The sequence below is a fragment of the Actinophytocola sp. genome (assembly GCF_036555685.1).
GTDB lineage: Bacteria > Actinomycetota > Actinomycetes > Mycobacteriales > Pseudonocardiaceae > Actinophytocola.
Window position 1 is genome coordinate 53,875 of the sequence record NZ_DATBKY010000160.1, and the last position, 17,120, is coordinate 70,994.

Annotated in this window: 11 protein-coding genes; 5 read left to right on the forward strand and 6 right to left on the reverse strand. The window is 72.4% G+C overall.

What is annotated here, in order from left to right; genetic code table 11:
• The first annotated feature begins 53 nt into the window (after positions 1-53).
• From hutU to hutI, 4 genes are all read left to right on the forward strand, one after another.
• A complete protein-coding gene (hutU, locus tag VH969_RS15450) occupies positions 54-1,736 on the forward strand; it encodes a urocanate hydratase (protein WP_331974612.1) in 1,683 nt (560 codons plus the stop codon).
• Positions 1,729-2,934, forward strand: a complete 1,206-nt coding sequence (locus tag VH969_RS15455; protein WP_331974614.1) for an allantoate amidohydrolase — start codon at positions 1,729-1,731, stop codon at positions 2,932-2,934. The genes hutU and VH969_RS15455 overlap by 8 nt, the downstream gene beginning before the upstream one ends.
• On the forward strand, positions 2,931-4,220 hold the full coding sequence (locus tag VH969_RS15460; protein WP_331974616.1) for a formimidoylglutamate deiminase: 1,290 nt from the start codon (positions 2,931-2,933) through the stop codon (positions 4,218-4,220). Before VH969_RS15455 ends, VH969_RS15460 begins: the two co-directional genes overlap by 4 nt.
• 103 nt (positions 4,221-4,323) lie before the next feature.
• The gene (gene hutI / locus VH969_RS15465) at positions 4,324-5,463 is read left to right on the forward strand and encodes an imidazolonepropionase (RefSeq protein WP_331974618.1); all 1,140 of its coding nucleotides are present in this window, start codon (positions 4,324-4,326) and stop codon (positions 5,461-5,463) included.
• Here the strand turns inward: hutI and VH969_RS15470 are convergent.
• The 3 genes from VH969_RS15470 to VH969_RS15480 all read right to left on the reverse strand — a co-directional run bounded on the left by VH969_RS15470 (position 5,460) and on the right by VH969_RS15480 (position 8,069).
• Positions 5,460-5,735, reverse strand: coding sequence for a hypothetical protein (locus tag VH969_RS15470; protein WP_331974620.1), 276 nt, complete (start codon positions 5,733-5,735; stop codon positions 5,460-5,462). The genes hutI and VH969_RS15470 overlap by 4 nt on opposite strands.
• Positions 5,736-5,830: 95 nt before the next feature.
• On the reverse strand, positions 5,831-6,046 hold the full coding sequence (locus VH969_RS15475; RefSeq protein ID WP_331974622.1) for a hypothetical protein: 216 nt from the start codon (positions 6,044-6,046) through the stop codon (positions 5,831-5,833).
• Positions 6,047-6,068: 22 nt separating this feature from the next.
• Positions 6,069-8,069 (reverse strand): glycogen debranching N-terminal domain-containing protein, encoded by a 2,001-nt coding sequence (locus tag VH969_RS15480; protein WP_331974624.1) that lies wholly within the window; start codon positions 8,067-8,069, stop codon positions 6,069-6,071.
• Positions 8,070-8,125: 56 nt separating this feature from the next.
• Here VH969_RS15480 and VH969_RS15485 point away from each other — a divergent pair, with 56 nt between their 5' ends.
• Positions 8,126-9,118, forward strand: coding sequence for an aldo/keto reductase (locus VH969_RS15485; protein WP_331974626.1), 993 nt, complete (start codon positions 8,126-8,128; stop codon positions 9,116-9,118).
• A 105-nt stretch (positions 9,119-9,223) separates the two neighbouring features.
• Here VH969_RS15485 and VH969_RS15490 read toward each other — a convergent pair whose 3' ends face one another.
• The 3 genes from VH969_RS15490 to VH969_RS15500 all read right to left on the reverse strand — a co-directional run.
• On the reverse strand, positions 9,224-9,397 hold the full coding sequence (locus VH969_RS15490; protein WP_331974628.1) for a DUF6104 family protein: 174 nt from the start codon (positions 9,395-9,397) through the stop codon (positions 9,224-9,226).
• A gap of 16 nt (positions 9,398-9,413) precedes the next feature.
• The gene (locus VH969_RS15495) at positions 9,414-13,169 is read right to left on the reverse strand and encodes a multifunctional oxoglutarate decarboxylase/oxoglutarate dehydrogenase thiamine pyrophosphate-binding subunit/dihydrolipoyllysine-residue succinyltransferase subunit (protein ID WP_331974630.1); all 3,756 of its coding nucleotides are present in this window, start codon (positions 13,167-13,169) and stop codon (positions 9,414-9,416) included.
• Between the two features lie 414 nt (positions 13,170-13,583).
• A partial coding sequence (locus VH969_RS15500) for an ABC transporter ATP-binding protein (RefSeq protein ID WP_331974633.1) occupies positions 13,584-17,120 on the reverse strand: 3,537 nt, incomplete at its 5' end.

Below are 17,120 nucleotides of genomic sequence, written 5' to 3' on the forward strand. Positions count from 1 at the left end.
AACGGGAAGCAACCCAGCCACAAGCACGTGCCGATCTGAAGGGACGAGCCACAGTGACCACAAGGGTTAATTCCGGGGAGGCGGGAAAGCCCCGTCGCGTTCGCGCTGCTCGTGGTGCCAAGCTGACCGCGCGTACGTGGCAGACCGAGGCCGCGCTGCGCATGTTCCACAACAACCTCGACCCCGAGGTCGCCGAGCGTCCCGACGACCTCGTCGTCTACGGCGGCACCGGCAAGGCCGCCCGCGACTGGGCGAGCTTCGAGGCGATCACCCGGGAGCTGACCACGCTGCGCGAGGACGAGACGCTGCTCGTCCAGTCCGGCAAGCCGGTCGGCGTCATGCGCACGCACGAGTGGGCGCCCCGCGTGCTGATCGCCAACTCGAACCTCGTCGGCGACTGGGCGACCTGGCCCGAGTTCCGCCGGCTGGAGGCCATGGGGCTCACGATGTACGGCCAGATGACCGCCGGCTCGTGGATCTACATCGGCACCCAGGGCATCCTGCAGGGCACCTACGAGACGTTCGCCGCGGTCGCCCGGAAACGGTTCGGCGGGAGTCTCAAGGGGACGCTGACGCTGACCGCCGGGCTCGGCGGCATGGGCGGCGCGCAACCGCTTGCGATCACGATGAACGAGGGCGTCGCCCTGTGCGTCGAGGTCGATCCGGCCCGCGCACACCGCCGCGTCGAGACCCGCTACCTCGACGAGGTCGCCGACGACCTGGACGACGCGATCCGCCGCGTCGAGACGGCCAGGAAGGAGGGCCGGCCGCTGTCGGTCGCGGTCATCGGCAACGCGGCCGAGGTCGTGCCCGAACTGCTGCGCCGCGGCGTGGAGATCGACATCGTCACCGACCAGACCTCCGCGCACGACCCGCTCGCGTACCTGCCGAAGGGCGTCGACCTCGACGACTGGCACGACTACGCCGCGAAGAAGCCCGACGAGTTCACCGACCGCGCCCGCGACTCGATGGCCGAGCACGTCGGCGCGATGGTCGGCTTCCTCGACCGCGGCGCCGAGGTGTTCGACTACGGCAACTCGATCCGCGGCGAGGCCAAGCTCGGCGGCTTCGACCGGGCGTTCGACTTCCCGGGCTTCGTGCCCGCCTACATCCGGCCGATGTTCTGCGAGGGCAAGGGCCCGTTCCGGTGGGCGGCGCTCTCCGGCGACCCGGCCGACATCGCCGCGACCGACCGGGCGATCCTCGAGCTGTTCCCGGAGAACGAGTCCCTCGAACGCTGGATCCGCCTGGCCGGCGAGCGCGTCGCCTTCCAGGGCCTGCCGGCGCGCATCTGCTGGCTCGGCTACGGCGAGCGGCACCTGGCCGGCGAGTGCTTCAACGAGATGGTCGCGTCCGGCGACCTGTCCGCGCCGGTCGTGATCGGCCGGGACCACCTCGACTGCGGGTCGGTCGCCTCGCCGTACCGGGAGACCGAGTCGATGGCCGACGGCTCCGACGCGATCGCCGACTGGCCGCTGCTCAACGCGATGGTGAACACCGCGTCCGGCGCCAGCTGGGTCTCGATCCACCACGGCGGCGGCGTCGGCATGGGCCGCTCCATCCACGCCGGCCAGGTCACGGTCGCCGACGGCTCGCCGCTCGCCGCCCAGAAGATCGAGCGGGTGCTGACGAACGACCCGGGCATGGGCGTCATCCGGCACGTCGACGCCGGCTACGACCGCGCCGACGAGGTTGCCGCCGAGCGAGGCGTCCGGGTGCCGATGCCGCATGCCTGACACGGCGACGGACCTCCTCGCCGCCATCGCGGACGTCGGCGCGGACCGTCGGCGCGGCGGCTTCTCCCGGCACGGCTTCGACCGCGCCGAACTGGAACTGCGCGAGTGGTTCGCGGCCGAGGCGCTGAGCCGCGACCTCGCGGTGCGCACGGACCGCAACGGCAACATGTGGGCGTGGTGGGGCGAGCCGGGGCCGGACGCGGTGGTCACCGGCAGCCACCTCGACTCGGTGCCCGGCGGCGGCGCGTTCGACGGCCCGCTCGGCGTGACGGCCGCGCTGGCCGCCGTGGACGCTTTGCGCGCCAAGGGTTTCCGGCCCGTGCGGCCGGTCGCCGTGGTCGTGTTCGCCGAGGAGGAGGGCGGCCGGTTCGGCGTGCCGTGCCTCGGCTCGCGGCTGCTGACCGGCGCCATCGACCCGGACGCCGCCCGCCGGCTCACCGACCCGGACGGCGTCACGCTCGCCGAGGCGGTGTCCGCCGCCGGGCTCGACCCGGCTCGCCTCGGCCGCGACGACGACGCGCTGGCCACGGTCGGCCGTTTCGTCGAGCTGCACGTCGAGCAGGGGCGCGGGCTGGTCGACCTCGGCGCGCCGGTCGGCGTGGCCGGCTCGATCCTCGCGCACGGCCGGTGGCGGTTCACGTTCACCGGCGAGGGCAACCACGCCGGCGCCACGCTGCTCGGCGACCGGCGCGACCCGATGCTGCCGGCGTCCGCGCTGGTGCTCGCCGCGCGACGCGCCGCGTCGCAGGTGGACGGTTCGCGGGCCACGGTGGGCCGGCTGGTGCCGAACCCCGGTGGCACGAACGTCATCGCGTCGACCGTGGACGTCTGGCTGGACGCGCGGGCGGCGGACGCTGCGGGCACGCGCGCGGTGGTCGACGAGATCACGGCGGCGGCCCGGGCGGCGGCCGCCGAGGAGGGCTGTTCGGTGACCGTCACCGAGGAGTCGTACGGCGACACCGTGCACTTCGACGCCGGGCTGCGCGACTTCACGGCGGACGCGCTGGGCGGTGCGCCGGCGCTGCCGACCGGCGCCGGACACGACGCGGGCATCCTCGCCGCGCACGTGCCGACCGCGATGCTGTTCGTGCGCAACCCGACCGGGGTCAGCCACGCACCGGCGGAGTTCGCCGAGGCGGCCGACTGCGCGGCCGGGGTGGTCGCGCTGGCCACCGTGCTGGAACGGCTGGCGGGATGACCGAGTTCTGGTGCGAGTACGCGTGGCTGCCCGCCGGCGTGCGGCGCGGCGTGTATGTCGCGATGTCCGACGTGTTCACCGAAGTGTCCGTGCTCGACAGTCCACCCCCCGGCGTGCGGTTGCTCGCCGGGCTCGTCGTGCCGGGCTTCGCCAACGCCCACTCGCACGCGTTCCACCGCGCGCTGCGCGGTCGGACCCACGCGGACGGCGGCACCTTCTGGACGTGGCGGACGGCCATGTACCGGCTGGCCGCGCGCCTCGACCCGGACAGCTACCTGCGGCTGGCCCGCGTGGTGTACGCGGAGATGGCCGCGGCGGGGGTGACCTGCGTCGGCGAGTTCCACTACGTGCACCATCCCGCGGGCGGCGGCCGCTACGCCGACCCGAACGCGATGGGGGAGGCGCTGCGCCAGGCCGCCGCGGACGCCGGCATCCGGATCACGCTGCTCGACACGTGCTACCTGGCGGGCGGCATCTCCACCCCGCTCGCTCCCGGGCAGGAGCGCTTCTCCGACGGCACGGTCGACGCGTGGGCGGACCGGATTTCCGCCCAGCGCGATGCGGCCCACGCCCGCGTGGGCGCGGCCATCCACTCGGTCCGCGCCGTGCCCCGAACCGACCTGCCGGCCGTCGTGGCGGCCGCGGGGGACCGGCCGCTGCACGTCCACCTGTCCGAGCAGCCCGCGGAGAACGAGGCGTGCCAGGCCGCGTACGGCGCCAGCCCGGCGGAGCTGCTGCACGAGGCGGGCGCGCTGACCGTCCGCACCACGGCCGTGCACGCCACCCACCTGTCCACGAAGGACATCGAGCTGCTCGGCGGCGCGGGCACCGGCGCGTGCTTCTGCCCGACGACCGAGGCCGACCTGGCCGACGGCATCGGGCCGGCGCGCGAGCTGGCCGACGCCGGCTCGCCGCTGTCGCTCGGCAGCGACCAGCACGCGGTGATCGATCCGCTGCTGGAGGCACGCGCACTCGAGCACGGGGAGCGGCTGCGTACCGGCGAGCGCGGGCGGTTCGCGCCGTCGGAGCTCGTGGCGGCGCTGACGAACCACGCCAGCCTGGGCTGGCCCGAGGCGGGCCGGATCGCGGTGGGCGCGCCGGCGGACCTCGTGGCGATCGACCTCGCCAGCCCGCGCACGGCGGGTAGCCTGCCGGCGCAGGCCGTGCTCGCGGCGACCGCCGCCGACGTGCGCACGGTCGTCGCGAGTGGACGGATCGTCGCCTCGAGCGGGCGGCACGAGCTGCTGGACGACCCGCGACCGGCGATCGAGGAGCTGTGGTTGTGAGCGGAGCTTGCGGAGCGAACCATCAAACACAGGGCGAGCTTGCGAGCGAACCATCGACACAGGGCGACCGCGAGCGGCGTCACCGAGCCCGCGAGGGGACGTCGTGAGCGTTCTCATCACGGGCATCGGCGAGCTGACGACCAATGTGGACGCTCCGCTGTCCGATGCGGCGCTCGTCCTCGACGGTGCGGAAGTCGCCTGGACGGGGCCGGCCGCCGACGCGCCCGCGGCCGACACGCGCGTGGACGTCGAGGGCCGGGCGGTGCTGCCGGGCTGGGTCGACAGCCACACGCACCTCGTGTTCGCGGGGGACCGCACGGCGGAGTTCAACGCGCGGATGGCGGGCAAGCCGTACCGCGCGGGCGGCATCCAGGTGACGGTCGACGCGACGCGGGCGGCGTCCGACGACGAGCTGGCCGCGGGCCTGCGCCGGCACGTCGCCGAGGCGGTCGCGCAGGGGACCACCTGCCTGGAGACGAAGACCGGCTACGGGCTGACGGTCGCCGACGAGCTGCGCTCCGCACGCCTGGCCGCCGGCGTCGCCGACGAGGTGACGTTCCTGGGCGCGCATCTCGTGCCGGCTGGCGTGTCCACTTCGGACTACGTGGACCTGGTACGCGGGGAGATGCTGGACGCGGTCGCACCGTACGTGCGGTGGGCGGACGTGTTCTGCGAGAAGGGCGCGTTCGACGAGTCGGCGTCGCGTGACGTGCTGACGGCGGCCGCTTCGCGTGGCCTGGGTCTGCGGGTGCACGGCAACCAGCTCGGGCCCGGTCCGGGCGTGCGGCTCGCGGTCTCGCTGGGCGCGGCGAGCGTCGACCACTGCACGTACCTCACGCCGTCCGATGTGGACGCTCTGGCCGCGTCGGACACGGTCGCCACGCTGCTGCCCGCGTGTGACCTGTCGACCCGCCAGCCGCTGCCGGACGCCCGGGCGCTGCTCGACGCGGGCGCGACCGTGGCGCTCGCGTCGAACTGCAACCCCGGCTCGTCGTACACGTCGTCGATGGCGTTCTGCGTGACGACGGCGGTGCTGCAGATGCGTCTGTCGGTCGAGGAGGCCGTCCGGGCCGCGACGCTGGGTGGGGCGCGGGCGTTGCGGCGCACGGACGTGGGCGTGCTGGCGCCGGGCGCGCGGGCGGACGTGCACGTGCTGGACGCGCCGTCGGCGACGCACCTGGCGTACCGCCCGGGCGTGCCGCTGACGTGGGCGGTGTGGCGCGCGGGCGAGCGGGTGCGCTAGAACACCGTTATCAGGAGGATGATCACGACGATCGGGATCGCGAGGAGGAGAAGGGCGCCCGCGACGTACGGCCATTTGGGCACCTGACGTTCGTCCTCGAGGCCGTCGGGCGTCCCGCCTGTGAGGCTGCCGCCGGTGCTGCCCCCGATGGCGGCTCCGGTGCTGGTCGCGGTGTATTCGTCCACCGGCTCGACGATCGGCTGGGCGTTGTCCGGCCACTCCCTCGAGTTCCTGGCGTCCTGGTTGCCGGCCATGCGCATCACCTCGCTCAACGATCCTTGCCATCATGCGCACAGGCGACGCTGCCCGTCCAGTGGTGAAGTCCCGCGGCAAGGTGCGCTTTTCGTTACCGCTCAACAAAAAGGCGCTACAGCACCCAGATCCCGAGCGCGCCGACCAGGACCACCACGACGACGAGGATCCCCACGACGACCGGCCAGCGCGGCCGCGGCAGCTCGGTGTCGCGCCGCTCGTCGGGCTGCGGCTCGCCGGGCTGCCGCGCGAACGGATCCGCGCCGAACAACACCGGGTCCCGCTGTGTCTGCGCCTCCGCGTCCTTCTCCGGCTCGGTCGGTTCGGTCATCGGCCCTCCATTCGATCCGTCTTCAGGGTATGTCGACGCGCAGTGGCGCGCTCGTGTGCACGGTCGGCCGGCCGTCGGCGGCGACGTCCACGGCGAGCTCGTGGCCCGCCACCGACAGGCCGCTGACCCGCATCGGGAACCACGCCGCGAACGACGTCGACGGGGCGACCGCGAGGCGACCCGCCGGGACGTCCGCCGAAAGCCCCAGTGCCGCGCTCACCAGCACCAACGCGGACGCGGCCGACCACGCCTGCGGGCGGCACGCCGCCGGGTAGTCGAGCAGGGCGTCCGCCCAGCCGCCGTACAGCTCCGGAAGGCGGTGCGCGAAGCGGGTGCCGGCCCGGACCAGGCCCGCCGACAGGGACGCGGCCACCGACGGGTGGCCGGCGCGGACCAGGCCGTCCACCGCGATCGCCGTGTCGTGGGGCCAGACCGAGCCCGTGTGGTAGCCGATCGGGTTGAAGTACGGATGTCCGGCGTCCATCGTGCGCAGGCCGTAGCCGCTGTCGAGGTCGGCCAGGCGGGCGGCCACCGCCGACTCCTCCGCCGGTGTCAGGAGGCCCGTGCCCAGCAGGTGGCCGAGGTTGGACGCGACGGTGTCCACCGGCCGACCCGCACCGTCCAACGCCAGGGCCGGGAAGTTGTTGACCCAGAACGACTTCCGGAACCGGTCGGCCAGTGCTTCGGCCCACGACCGGACATCGTCCGCGCCCGGATGGTCGAACGCCGTCAACAGGGCGGCCGCGTCGACCGCCGCGCGGTGGGCGTAGGCCTGGGCCTCGCTGAGCACGATCGGGGGCGCGGCGATCCGGCCGGTGCCGTCCTGAATGGAGTCCGCCGAGTCCTTCCAGCCCTGGTTGGCCAGACCGGTGCCCGACTCGTCCACGTAGGACAGGAAGCCGTTGTGGGACAGGAGCCAGTCCAGCGCGCGGCGCATCGCCGGCAGTAACGCCTCGATCTCCGAACTCGGTGCGCCCCAGCGCCATGCGTCGTGCAGCAGGCTGATCCACAGCGGCGTCGCGTCGATCGTGCCGTAGTAGCACGGCGGCAGGCCCGGCGCGCGCTCGATGCCCGCCGGCAGCTGGCGGATCTCGTGCAGGATCTTGCCGGGTGCCTCGGCCGTGGCCGGGTCGTGGCGGGTGCCCTGCCGGCGGGCGAGGGTGCGCAGCGTGCCCAGCGCCAGGTCCGTGCCCAGCGGCAACGCGAACCGCGCCGCCCAGAGCGAGTCGCGGCCGAACAGCGTGAAGTACCACGGCGTGCCCGCGCCAGCGAACCGGTCGGCCGGCGCCGCCGGGTCCGCGAGCAGCAGCGCGCCCAGGTCGGACAGGCCGGTCGCCACCAGGCGGTCCAGCTCCGGCTCGCGGCTGGACACGACCAGCGTGCCCAGCGAGCGGGTCCGCGGCGCCTGCACGACCGCGTCCTCGGCGGCGGACGTCGCGGTCAGGGTCAGAATGACGCTCGAGCGGGAGCGTGGCGGCACCCGCAGGTCCCACTCCAGCCGCACGTGGTCACCGGCGATCTCGGTGCGGTCCGGGGTACGGTCGGCCGCCACGGACGTCGTGCACGAGCCCGCGGTCCACCTGGCCAGGGCGTCCGCGGCGGGTCGAGGCGCGACGAGCGTGGTCTCGTCGCCGTAGCGGAACGCGAGGATCGGAGCGAGGTCTGCCGCCAGCCGGACGCCGACGGTCGCGGTGACCTCGACGCGCGAGTCGTTGACCAGCGCCGTCGCCTCGGTCAGCGTGCCGGCCGAGAGCCGGCGGTCGCGCTCCAGGCGGACTGTCGGGTCACCGGTCGTGTCGCCGAGCCCGATGACCGCACCCACGAAGCGCAGCTCGTCGGCCGAGGACGGCCAGTGGCCGACCGGGTCGGCCGGCTCGCCGTCGACCAGCACGGTCAGCTCCGACAGGTGCCGCACGTCGGCCACCAGCCAGCCCTGCGCGCCGTGCGGGCGCAGCTGGCCGTCGCGGTCCGACAGCACCGCGGCCGGGGCGCACACGGCGGTCACGAGCTCGTGGGTGAACATCCGGTTCATTCTCCTCGATCCCATCCTGGAGTTACTCCGGGCGTAGGTTGGCAGTCATGGAGTACACGCATCTTGGCCGCAGCGGCCTGTCCGTGTCCCGCCTGGTGCTCGGCACTATGAACTTCGGGCCCGAGACGTCCGAAGAGGACAGTTTCGGGATCATGGACGCGGCGCACGAGCACGGCATCAACTTCTTCGACACCGCGAACGTATACGGCTGGCGCAAGGGCGAAGGCGTCACCGAGAACATCGTCGGCCGGTGGTTCGCGCAGGGCGGCGGGCGACGCGAACGAACCGTGTTGGCCACCAAGCTCTACGGCTCGATGGGCGACTGGCCCAACGAGACGTTCCTGTCCGCGCTGAACATCCGCCGCGCCGCGGACGCCTCGCTCAAGCGCCTGCGGACCGACTACATCGACCTCTACCAGATGCACCATGTCGACCGGCGCACGCCGTGGGACGAGATCTGGGAGGCGTTCTCCGTGCTGCGCCAGCAGGGCAAGGTGCTCTACTTCGGCTCGTCGAACTTCGCCGGCTGGCACCTCGCGCAGGCGCAGGAGGCCGCGCGGGCGCGGCACTTCCTCGGGCTGGTCAGCGAGCAGTCGATCTACAACCTGCTGACGCGCTGGATCGAGCTGGAGGTGCTGCCGGCCGCGCGGGAGTACGGCATCGGCGTGATCCCGTGGTCGCCGCTGCACAGCGGGCTGCTCGCCGGCGTGCTGCGCAAGCAGCGCGAGGGCGGCGCGTCGCGCGGCGTCGACGAGCGCTCGGCGAAGCGCATGGAGCGCCACCGCGACGCGATCGAGTCGTACGAGAAGTTCGCCGCGGAGCTCGGCGTCGACCCGGCCGACCTCGGCATCGCGTGGCTGCTGCACCAGGACGGCGTCACCGCGCCGATCGTCGGCCCTCGCACGCTCGCCCAGCTGGAAGGATCGCTGCGCGCACTGGAGATCAGGCTCGACGCGGACACCCTGACCAAGCTCGACGAGATCTTCCCGCCGCCCGGCCCCAACGGCGCCAAGCCCGCCCCGGAGGCCTACGCCTGGTAACCCCGCGAGTCCAACGTTCCGGACCCGCGAGTCCAACGTTCCCGTCGTCCGAGTCCAACATTCCGAACGTTGGACTCGGGCGTGCTGGGCGTTGGACTCGCGGGGTCAGTCGTCCTCGTCGTCGCGGGCCAGGTACGTGGCCAGGCGCTCCACGGCCGTCTCGAACTCCGGGTTGTCGTCGACGAAGTCACGCATCTTGGCGGCCAGCCAGGACAGCGTGACTTCCTCGTCGCCGCGCCGGTCCGCGAGCTCCTCCAGGCCTCGGTCGGTGAAGTACATCGGGTGCGCTTTCTGGTCAGGCGAACGCCTTCTCGATGATCTCCCGCTGCTCGACCTCGTGCACCTTGCCCGACCCGGCCGACGGGGCCGACATGACCCGGCGCGACACGCGCGTCAGGCGCGGGAGCTCACCGAACAGTTCCGGGAGGTGCAGGCCGTAGAACGGCCACCCCCCCTGGTTCGCCGGCTCCTCCTGGACCCAGCGGATGTCGGTGACGTGCGAGTACCGCTCGAAGATCGCGCCCAGCCGCTTCACGGGCACGGGGTACAGCTGCTCGACGCGCACCAGCGCCACGTCCGTCAGGCCCCGTTTCTCCCGCTCGGCGGCCAGCTCGTAGTAGAGCTTGCCGTACACGAGCAGCACCTTGCGCACCGCGGCCGGGTCGGTGATCGACGGGTCGTCGAAGATCGAGTTGAAGCGCGACTCCTCGGTGAAGTCGGCGACCGAGCTGACCGCGGCCTTGTTGCGCAGCATGGACTTCGGCGTGAACACGACCAGCGGCCGGGCCACGCCGTCCAGCGCGTGGCGGCGCAGCAGGTGGAAGTAGTTCGCCGGTGTCGACGGCACCGCCACGGTCATCGAGCCCTCGGCGCACAGCTGCAGCCAGCGCTCGATGCGGCCCGACGTGTGGTCGGGGCCCTGGCCCTCGTGCCCGTGCGGCAGCAGCATCACGACGTCCGAGCGCTGGCCCCACTTGGCCTCGCTGGAGGAGATGTACTCGTCGATCACCGACTGCGCGCCGTTCACGAAGTCGCCGAACTGCGCCTCCCACAGCACCAGCGCGTCCGGGTTCGCCACCGAGTAGCCGTACTCGAAGCCCACCGCCGCGTACTCGGACAGCGCCGAGTCGTAGACCATGAAGCGGCCCTGTGCCGACGCGAGGTTCTGCAGCGGCAGGTACTCCCGGCCGGTCTTGCGGTCGATCAGCACCGCGTGGCGCTGGACGAACGTGCCGCGCCGCGAGTCCTGGCCGGAGAGCCGCACGAGGTGGCCCTCCAGAGTCAGCGAGCCGAACGCGAGCAGCTCCGCGAACGCCCAGTCGATGCTGCCCTCGCGGGCCATCTTCGCGCGGCGCTCGAGCACCGGCTTGACCCGCGGGTGCGGGGAGAACCCGTTGGGCAGGTCGATGTGCACGTCGGCGATCCGCTGGAGGACCTCGTTGGTGATGGAGGTCGGCAGCTTCGCCGGGACCTGCTGCTCGGACTCGACCGACGGGCTCGGCGCGGCCGGGTGCTTCTCCAGCTCGCGCACCTCGTTGAAGACGTGCTCGAGCTGGCTGGAGAAGTCCCGCAGCGCCTTCTCGGCCTCGTCGACCGAGATGTCGCCACGGCCGATCAGAGCCTCGGTGTAGGTCTTCCGGACGCTGCGCTTGGCGTCGATGATGTCGTACATCGCGGGCTGGGTCATCGACGGGTCGTCGCCCTCGTTGTGCCCGCGCCGCCGGTAGCAGACCATGTCGATCACGACGTCCTTGTTGAACGCCTGGCGGTAGTCCATGGCCAGCTGGGCGACCCAGTAGCACGCCTCCGGGTCGTCGCCGTTCACGTGGAACACCGGCGCCTGGATCATCTTCGCCACGTCGGTGGCGTACTGGCTCGACCGCGAGTGCTCCGGCGCGGTCGTGAAGCCGACCTGGTTGTTGACGATCACGTGCACGGTGCCGCCGGTGCGGTACCCGCGCAGCAGCGCCAGGTTCAGCGTCTCGGCGACCACGCCCTGGCCGGCGAACGCGGCGTCGCCGTGCATCGCCACCGGCAGCACGGAGAAGCCCGTGCCGCCCTTGTCGAGCAGGTCCTGCTTGGCGCGGACGATGCCCTCCAGCACCGGGTCGACGGTCTCCAGGTGCGACGGGTTGGCGGTCAGCGTCACCTTGGTCTCGCCGTCACCGAACATCCGGAAGTACTTGCCCTCGGCGCCGAGGTGGTACTTCACGTCGCCGGAGCCGTGCGCCTGGCCCGGGTCGAGGTTTCCCTCGAACTCCTGGAAGATCTGCGAGATCGGCTTGCCGACGATGTTGGCCAGCACGTTCAGCCGGCCGCGGTGCGGCATGCCGATGACGACCTCGTCCAGCTCGTACTCCGCGGCCTTGTCGAGGACCGTGTCGAGCAGCGCGATCACCGACTCGCCGCCCTCGAGCGAGAAGCGCTTCTGGCCGACGTACTTGGTCTGCAGGAACGTCTCGAACGCCTCGGCCGCGTTGAGCTTGGACAGGATGTACTTCTGCACGGCCTGCGGCGGCTTCTCGTGCCGGACCTCGACGCGCTCCTGGATCCAGCGGCGCTCGGAGGGGTCGAGGATGTAGGTGTACTCGACGCCGACCGTGCGGCAGTAGGAGTCGCGCAGCACGCCGAGCACGTCGCGCAGCTTCATCCGCTCCTTGCCGGCGAAGCCGCCGACCGGGAACTCGCGGTCCAGGTCCCACAGCGTCAGGCCGTGGGACAGGATGTCGAGGTCCTCGTGCTTGCGCTGGCGGTAGTTCAGCGGGTCGACGTCGGCCATCAGGTGACCGCGGGTGCGGTAGGTGTCGATCAGGCCGATGACGCGGGTCGTCTTGTCGATCGCGCCCTCGGGGATGTCCTCGACCCACCGGACCGGCTCGTAGGGCAGCCGGAGCGAGGTGAAGATGTCGTCGTAGAAGTTGTCCTCGCCGAGCAGCAGCTGGTGCACGCGGCGGAGGAACTCGCCGGACTCCGCACCCTGGATGATGCGGTGGTCGTAGGTCGAGGTCAGCGTGATGATCTTGCTGACGGCCAGCTCGGTGAGGGTCTTCTCGCTCGTGCCCTGGTACTGGGCCGGGTACTCCATCGCGCCGACGCCGATGATCGCGCCCTGGCCGGGTGGGAACCGCGGCATCGAGTGGTTGGTGCCGATCGTGCCGGGGTTGGTCAGCGAGATCGTGGTGCCGGCGAAGTCGTCGGTGGTCAGCGCGTTGTTGCGGGCCTTGCGGATCATCTCCTCGTAGGCCTGCCAGAAGCGCGTGAACGACATGCCCTCGCAGTGCTTGATCGATGCGACCACGAGGTTCCGCTGACCGTCCTTGCCGGGCAGGTCGATCGCGAGGCCGAGGTTGACGTGCTCCGGGGTGCCGATTCCGGGCTTGCCGTTGACCTCGTTGTAGAAGCGGTTCATGTTCGGGTAGTCCGCGAGCGCCCGGATGATCGCGTACCCGATCAGGTGAGTGAACGACACCTTGCCGCCGCGCGTGCGGCGCAGGTGGTTGTTGATCACGATGCGGTTGTCGAAGAGCAGCTTCGCCGGCACGGCCCGCACGCTGGTCGCCGTCGGGATGGTCAGCGAGGCGTCCATGTTCTTGGCGATCACGGCCGCGGCGCCGCGCAGCGGCTTGACCTCTTCGTCGGTCTTCTTCCCGGGCTCGGCCTTCGGTTCCGGCTTGGCCGCCGGCCTCGCGTCGGTCTTCGCGGTCTCGGACTTCGCCGGTGTCCTCGGCTGGGCCGGCTGGGTCCTCGGTGCGGCGTTGGCCTCCTGCTTCGGGGTGGCCGGCTTCGCCGGGGCCTGCTTGGCGGACGGCTGGCCGTTGTTGGAGGTGTCCTTGCTGGTGGTGCCCTGCGGCTTGGCTGTGGGCTTCGCCACGGTGTCCGTCTTCGCCTTGCTCTGGGCCTGCGTCGCGACTCGCTGTGTGGGCTTGTAGTCCGCGAAGAAGTCGTGCCACGCGGAGTCGACGGACGACGGGTCGGCGAGGAACTGCTCGTACATCTCCTCGACGAGCCACTCATTCGGGCCGAACTGGGACGCAGGGCTGCTGCTGGACACGGCAGGCACTCGCCTCTATCTATCTCGATCTGTTTCTGAAAGCTGCATGTTCAGGCTAGTCCTCCGGTCGAGCCGGGTGTGTCCGACTCAACCTGGTGGCGTGCCAGGTCACAGGGCTGATCGACACCATCCTGAGAACCGCCCCCGATGACCATTGGCCAGGACCACGCACCGCCATAGACCGTACCCGCCCCCGGTCCAGACCACGCGGGCGGACGAGTAATGGTTTACAAGGTGGAAGCATCCGTTCCCGACGGCGTGCCGCGGTGTGGAGACGGATGCCGTTGTCTGTCCACTCGCGCGTGGCCGGCGTGGTGCGAGGGCTCGACGGCTCGCTCCGGCTCACCGCGGGCCACGCTCGCCCGAGCGGCGCCGGTTGCCGCTGTGTGGGGCGACCGCCGCCGCGGCCCGCTGTCAGTTGGCTGCCGGGACCGAGCCCGCTTCCGACACCGGGATCTCGGTGGTGCCGTGCTGCCATAAGGCCGCGTAGTGGCCGTTCGCTGCCAGGAGCTCCTCGTGGGTGCCCTCCTCCACGATGCGGCCGCCGTCGAGGACCACGATGCGGTCGGCCCGGGCGGCGGTGGCCAGGCGGTGTGCCACGACGAAGGTGGTGCGCGGGCGGGACAGGCGTTCGCTTGCGGCGAGGACCACGGCCTCCGTCGCGGGGTCCAGGGCCGCGGTGGCCTCGTCCAGCAGCAGGACGTCCGGATGCACAAGCTCGGCCCTCGCCAGGGCGACCAGCTGCCGCTGGCCGGCCGACAGGCCCTGGCCGCGCTCGCCCACCTGGTGGCGGAAGCCGTCCTGCAGGTCGGCCACCATCGGGATGGCCCCCACCGACCGGACGGCCGACTCCACCTCCGCGCGGCTCGCGTCGCCGTCCGGTGTGGCGCCGTTCGCGCGGCCGTTGTGGTGGCCGTATGCCACGTTGCTCGCCACGTCCCCCGTGAACAGGTGGGCCTCCTGTGGCACGACACCGAGCCGCTGGCGGTACGCGGACGGGTCGTACTCACGGAGGTCCACGCCGTCCACCCGGACCGCGCCCGAGGTGGGGTCGTAGAAGCGGGCGATCAGCTTGACCACGGTCGACTTGCCGGCGCCGGTCGGGCCCACCAGGGCCACCGTCTCGCCCGGCGACACCCGCAGCGTGATGTCATCCAGCGCGGGTCGGTCGGTGCCGGGGTACCGGAACGTCACGTCGACCAGCTCCACCGAACCGGACAGCTTCGGGGGGACCGGCCGCGGGTCGGCCGGCGGCTCGATCGACGTCGGCGTGCGGAGGAGGTCCGCGATCCGGTGCAGGCCCACCCGTGCCTGCTGGTAGCCGTCGAACACGCCGGACAGCTGCTGCACCGGCGCGAAGAACAGGTTCAGGTAGAGCATGAACGCGAGCAGCACGCCCGGCGTCAGCGAGCCGTCCGCCACCCGGACCGCGCCGACCGCCAGTACCGCCGCCTGCGCGATGCCCGCCAGCAGCGCCACGAACGGGAAGTACGTCGCCACGTACCGCTGGGCGCGCAGCCGCGTGCGCCGGTAGGTGTCGCTGCGCTCGGCGAACTCCCGGGCCGAGTACTCCTCGCGGGTGAACGCCTGCGCGATCCGCAGCCCGGACACGTTCTCCTGCATGTCCGCGTTGACCGCGCTGACCTGCTCGCGCGCCTGCGTGTACGCCACGGTGGACAGTCGCTGGAAGATGATCGTCGCGACGAGCAGGGCAGGCAGCACCGCGAGCGCGACCATGGCCAGGCCGAGGTCGGTGACCAGCAGCGCCACGGTGATCGTGACGATGGTCAGCAGGCTTGCCAGCGCGCTCACCAGGCCCGTCTGCAGGAACGTGGACAGCGCGTCGACGTCCGTGGTCATCCGGGTCATGATCCGTCCGGCCATCTCGCGCTCGAAGTAGTCCAGCCCGAGCCGCTGCAGGTGGGCATAGCTACGCACCCGCAGCAGGTACAGCAGCCGCTCGCCGACCCGCGTGGTCAGCACCGTCGTGAGCGCGGTCTCCGCGAACAGGAGCACGACCAGCACCGCCGCGATCCCCGTGACCACCCACAACGCGGTGGCGTTGCCCGTGAGCACGCCCTTGTCCACGCCCGCGCGGACCAGCGAGGGCTGTGCCATCGCCAGCACCGCGTCCAGGATCACCAGCGACGCGACCAGCACGAGCATCCACCGCACCGGCCGCAGCAGCCGGCGCAGCCGGAAGCCCGGGTCGGGCGCGGTCGGGTCCTCGCCGTCGAGCTGCGGCCGCTCCGTGGCCGGTGGCAGCGCCGCCACCCGGTCGAGCAGCTCCGGCGTCGGCGGCACCCCGGTCAGCGCGCCGGCCATGCCACCGGCCGCCCGCCCGCCGATACCGCCACCGGGACCGCTGCCGCCGCCACGCGGGGCGCCGATCGTGACCGTCGGCTTCCCCACGGTCTGGGCCTCCGGCGCCTCGTCCGGCCACAGCGCGGGCGTCCAGCCCTCGGCCCCCGGCGCCAGGTCCGCGGCCGCGTGCGCGGTCGGGTCCTCGATCGCCTCGCCCGGGCCGGCCAGCAGCGCCCGGTACAGCTCGCAGCGCTCGGTCAGCTCCTCGTGCGTGCCGATGTCGACCACGTGCCCGCGATCCAGCACCGCGATCCGGTCGGCCAGCGCGAGCGTCGACCGCCGGTGCGCGATCAGCAGCGTCGTGCGGTCGCGGGTGACGGCTCGCAGCGTGTCGTGGATGGCGGCCTCGGTGGCGGTGTCCACGGCGGACGTCGCGTCGTCGAGCACCAGCACCCGCGGGTCCGACAGCAGCGCCCGGGCGAGCGCGACGCGCTGGCGCTGGCCACCCGACAACGTCAGCCCGCGCTCGCCGACGACCGTGTCGTAGCCCTCCGGCAGCGCCGCGATGAACCCGTCCGCCTGCGCGGCCCGGGCCGCCGCCCGCACCTCCTCGCCGGTCGCGTCCGGGCGGCCGTAGGCGATGTTGGCCCGCACCGTGTCGGAGAACAGGAACGCTTCCTCGAACACCACCCCGACCGTGCGGCGCAGCGACGCCAGCCGGAGCTCGCGGATGTCCACCCCGGCCACCGTGATCGCGCCCTCGTGCACGTCGTAGAACCGGGGTAGGAGCAGCGACACCGTCGACTTCCCCGAGCCGGCCGGGCCGACCAGCGCCAGCGTCTCGCCCGGGCGGACGGCGAGCGAGATCCCGTCGAGCACCGGCTCGCTGCGCGTGTACCCGAACCGGACGTCGTCGAGCCGGACCTCGACCGGGCCGGCCGGCACGTGGACCGCGTCGGGCGCGTCGGTGACCGTGGGGTTCGAGTCGATCAGCTCGTACACCCGCTCCACGCCCGCCCTGGCGAGCTGGACGTTGACCAGCAGGCCGGCCAGCAGCCGGGTGGGGCCGACCAGGTTGGCCACGTAGCTGGCGAACGCGAGGAACGTGCCCAGCGTGACCTGGCCGTTCATCGCCATGAAGCCGCCGAGCGCGAGCACCGCGACCTGCCCGGCGCCCGGCATGGCGACGAGCGTGGCGGCCGGGCGGGCGGTGAGCCGGGCCGTGCGCATGCGCTCGCCGAACAGCCGGCGCGCGGCGCGGTCGAGCCGCCCGGTCTCGCGTGACTCCTGGCCGAACCCCTTCACGACGCGCACGCCGGTGACGGTCTCCTCGACGTGCTGGGCGAGGTCGGCGGCGCGCTGCTGGGCCGACCACGAGGCCGGGAACAGCACGCGCCTGCTGCGCACGGCGACGTAGGCCACGATCGGCGTGACCACGAACGCGATCAAGGTCAGCAGCGGTGAGAGCCACAGCATCGCGGCGAGCGCGGCGATCGCGAACACGACCGTGCCGACCGAGAGCGGGACCATCATCAGCAGGCCCTGCACGAGCTGCAGGTCGGTGATCGAACGGGACACGACCTGGCCCGTGCGCAACGCGTCCTGCTTCGCGCCGTCGAGGCGCTGCACCGCGCCGAACACCTGCTG

Excerpts from the sequence above, each read along its gene's own strand:
- VH969_RS15455 (WP_331974614.1), top strand. The coding sequence starts at position 1,729 with ATGCCTGACACGGCGACGGACCTCCTCGCCGCCATCGCGGACGTCGGC.
- VH969_RS15475 (WP_331974622.1), bottom strand. The coding sequence starts at position 6,046 with ATGACCGAACCGACCGAGCCGGAGAAGGACGCGGAGGCGCAGACACAG.
- VH969_RS15485 (WP_331974626.1), top strand. The coding sequence starts at position 8,126 with ATGGAGTACACGCATCTTGGCCGCAGCGGCCTGTCCGTGTCCCGCCTG.
- VH969_RS15480 (WP_331974624.1), bottom strand. The coding sequence starts at position 8,069 with ATGTTCACCCACGAGCTCGTGACCGCCGTGTGCGCCCCGGCCGCGGTG.
- VH969_RS15460 (WP_331974616.1), top strand. The coding sequence starts at position 2,931 with ATGACCGAGTTCTGGTGCGAGTACGCGTGGCTGCCCGCCGGCGTGCGG.
- VH969_RS15490 (WP_331974628.1), bottom strand. The coding sequence starts at position 9,397 with ATGTACTTCACCGACCGAGGCCTGGAGGAGCTCGCGGACCGGCGCGGC.